The sequence below is a fragment of the Candidatus Magnetobacterium casense genome, from assembly GCF_019173545.1.
Lineage (GTDB): Bacteria > Nitrospirota > Thermodesulfovibrionia > Thermodesulfovibrionales > Magnetobacteriaceae > Magnetobacterium > Magnetobacterium cryptolimnobacter.
Genome location: NZ_JABXWD010000404.1, coordinates 1 through 2,883, shown reverse-complemented (window position 1 = coordinate 2,883; position 2,883 = coordinate 1). Strand labels below are relative to the sequence as shown.

Genomic DNA, 2,883 nt, shown 5'->3' with positions numbered 1-2,883 from the left:
TTTTAATCTGTTTAATCCTAGTTCAGACAATCTTTTCATGTGACGATAACATGTTAATTCTTAATGATAATAAATGACTAAAATATATCCTTTCTTATGATAATTAACATATGGCTTGATTATCTCATACTTATCATTGCTTTCAATTACAGTATAATCTTTTTCAGGATGAAGACCTTCACCTGTAGTAACAACGTGATTCCATTCCGACGGCGAAAATGTATTACGTAAATACCAAAACCGATAATCTTTTTCTATCGCAGAAACGCTATCATAAGACTCAATACCGGGAAATGGATGTTTATCAAAAACTATCTTACCGCCAAGTCCTCTGATTTTTTCAATAGGGGCCTTTGTAAAATCAGGAACCATACGCTTATCAGCAATAAACCGTGCGTAATCTCCAACAACACTCTTAAGCTTGTCCCTAACCTCAGGTGTATCGGAATTGGAAAGCTGTTTTGCTATCCACGGCGCATACTTAAACTTAGACTGGTCAGGATCGTTGGCCTTGACCCACTCATACTGCTCAGAAGTAATCTTACCACGATCACGCATCTGCTTAACAGGACCAAGGGCGTAAGACTCTCCTCCTTCGACATCAGAGTCCTGAGACCTTTCAAACAACACGCGCAATGTCGCATCTACTTCCTGCACATTGACAGGCTCGCCGGGTTGTGGTACTGTAGAGGTAGAAGAACTGCTTTGCCCCGCGCGCAAGGCATCATCAGCCAGAGCCTCGCCACTGATGGTGTGCGGAAGGGTATCAGGTAGCTCTGACTTGGTAGTAGAAGGCTGCGCGCTTCTGTTCCAAAGCAGTTTCTTTTTATCAGCGTAGTTTGGCCTAAAGACACCAGCCGTTGTCACTCCATAAAAGCTACCATCCTCGTTAGGTCTGAGTTCAACTACTGCTATTTTGTCCTTGCCGTTTCTCTTTACAAGAAGTAAACGACTTTCGGCACTCTCACGTATTTGATTGTAATTTTGGGCTACGTCAAGAACAAGCTCCCGAACGCTATCATAACCGGCCTTTCTTATCTCATCTCCATGCCCCTTTTCTACATGTGTCTCACCGTAGTTGTCTTCACGCCCCCGTTGTAGTCTGATCGGAGCGGCCTCTCTGCCAATAGCCTTTGCGACATCGTCACCGATATGTCCAAAGTCTATGGTCCCGTCACTGGCGCGGGCGAAGTCCTTCTCACCGGGCCGTTCAAACAGCCGCCGGGGCTTGTCGGAAAGGGCGTAGCTATCGCCGGCGGTCGGAGTGGCAGACAGTTGGTCTATTGTTTTGTTAAATATTTCTTGCATGGTACCGTCACTGGCGCGGGCGAAGTCCTTCTCACCAGGCCGTTCAAACAACCGGCGCTGCCCCTTGACAGGTTCACCGGTGGGTGGTATAGTAGAAGTAGAGGGGCGCGTCTGGGACGTATGATCAGGGGTAACCTGAGAAGGTGCCATCTTGGTCCCCCCTCCTGTTTTTATGTACATAGTTTTAGCCGCTATGTTTTGTTTGCCTGTGCGTACCTCTTCAACATAATAGACATCTCCATTAATTTTTTTTATGTATTTAATAGTATCTAAGCCTCTTGGTGTTTTGCCTAACGAAATATCATCGGGCAATTCGACAATATCAGGAATTCTCTTGATGTCTTCCTTTGTAACAACACGCTGCCCACGTGCCGCCTCTCTCTTAGGGTCTGAGTGTTCCGTGAGGATGTGATTAATCGCTTGGTTATCAATCGTTCTTTCATACCCCGTCAGGTCAATGCCGGTGGCCTTCTTGACGGCCTGTACGTTGTTGTCGCTGACCTTGCCGAGGCTAACACGGTTTAGAGCCTCACGGACAAGAAACCTGCGCTCCTTCTTATTTTCAACGGTACTGTCATACAACTGCCCTATCTTGTCTAAGTTATCGTTGATGGCATAGCTCTCTTCAGCTTTAGCTTCAGGTTTTATTTTATTGGATAGTATGTAGGCAACGTCTGAAAGCGGCATATTGTCTTTCATGTGTTGTATATCTTTCATGTTGTAACCAAGATCGGCTAACCACTTTGTTGTATGTCGTGTCCATTGAGTTAAAAGCAACGCATCAGTTACACCATCCTGCGCATCAAGACGTCCATGACGCTCTGCGCTCTGACGATCAATAACATCAGCGCCGGTCTCAAGGGCCTTATGCAGCAACGTCGTGTGATCGACTCCGCCAAAAAGAACGTCGTTGACCCACAACACAAAACGCTCCCAAAGACTACCCTTTTTGACATTTCCACTTTCGTCCTCAACCTTGATGCCCTTGAGGAACTCCTGAAACCATTTTCGACTAAAGGCATTTGAAAGAAACTCTCGCTCATTAACCAAACCGTATAGCAAATGAGACCTTGCTCCCGCTTCAGAAAGTATATCCGTAATAACACCAATACCTGTCGCAGACTCCGCACGACGCAAAATTTCAACCTCTTTAGCGTCAAGCTCACCAATCGCTATATCCATTAAGCTACGAACATGCGACCTCGAACCTGCATCAGAGACAATATGACGGTCCATCAGAGAATGTCCTATCTCCTCAAATATTATCGCATCAAGAGATATACGATCCGTAATCTCAGAAGTGTTGATACCAATTACATCCCGACCGCGATTGTAGCGATACACGGCATAACCGGAAATGTCATCAGCGGCCTCTACGCTAACACCCTTTAAGATATCAACCAAATCGTCACGCAACAACAGCTCACCGTAAAGAGCCTTTAAGCCTTCATCTTTTGTTATATCAATTCCGTGATTAACTATATCAAAACCGGTTAATTTACCGGACCGAACATCATCAACAAATGCCTGACGCTGCGGCGATAAAACCTTCGGCTCCAACTGAACATCATCACC

Annotated in this window: 1 protein-coding gene; it reads right to left on the bottom strand. The window is 45.6% G+C overall.

Annotation, left to right across the window (positions count from 1 at the left end):
• Positions 1 to 60: 60 nt before the first annotated feature.
• Complete coding sequence (locus tag HWQ67_RS15525) at positions 61 to 2,868, bottom strand: hypothetical protein (protein WP_218253595.1); 2,808 nt, start codon at positions 2,866 to 2,868, stop codon at positions 61 to 63.
• Between the last annotated feature and the right edge of the window lie 15 nt (positions 2,869 to 2,883).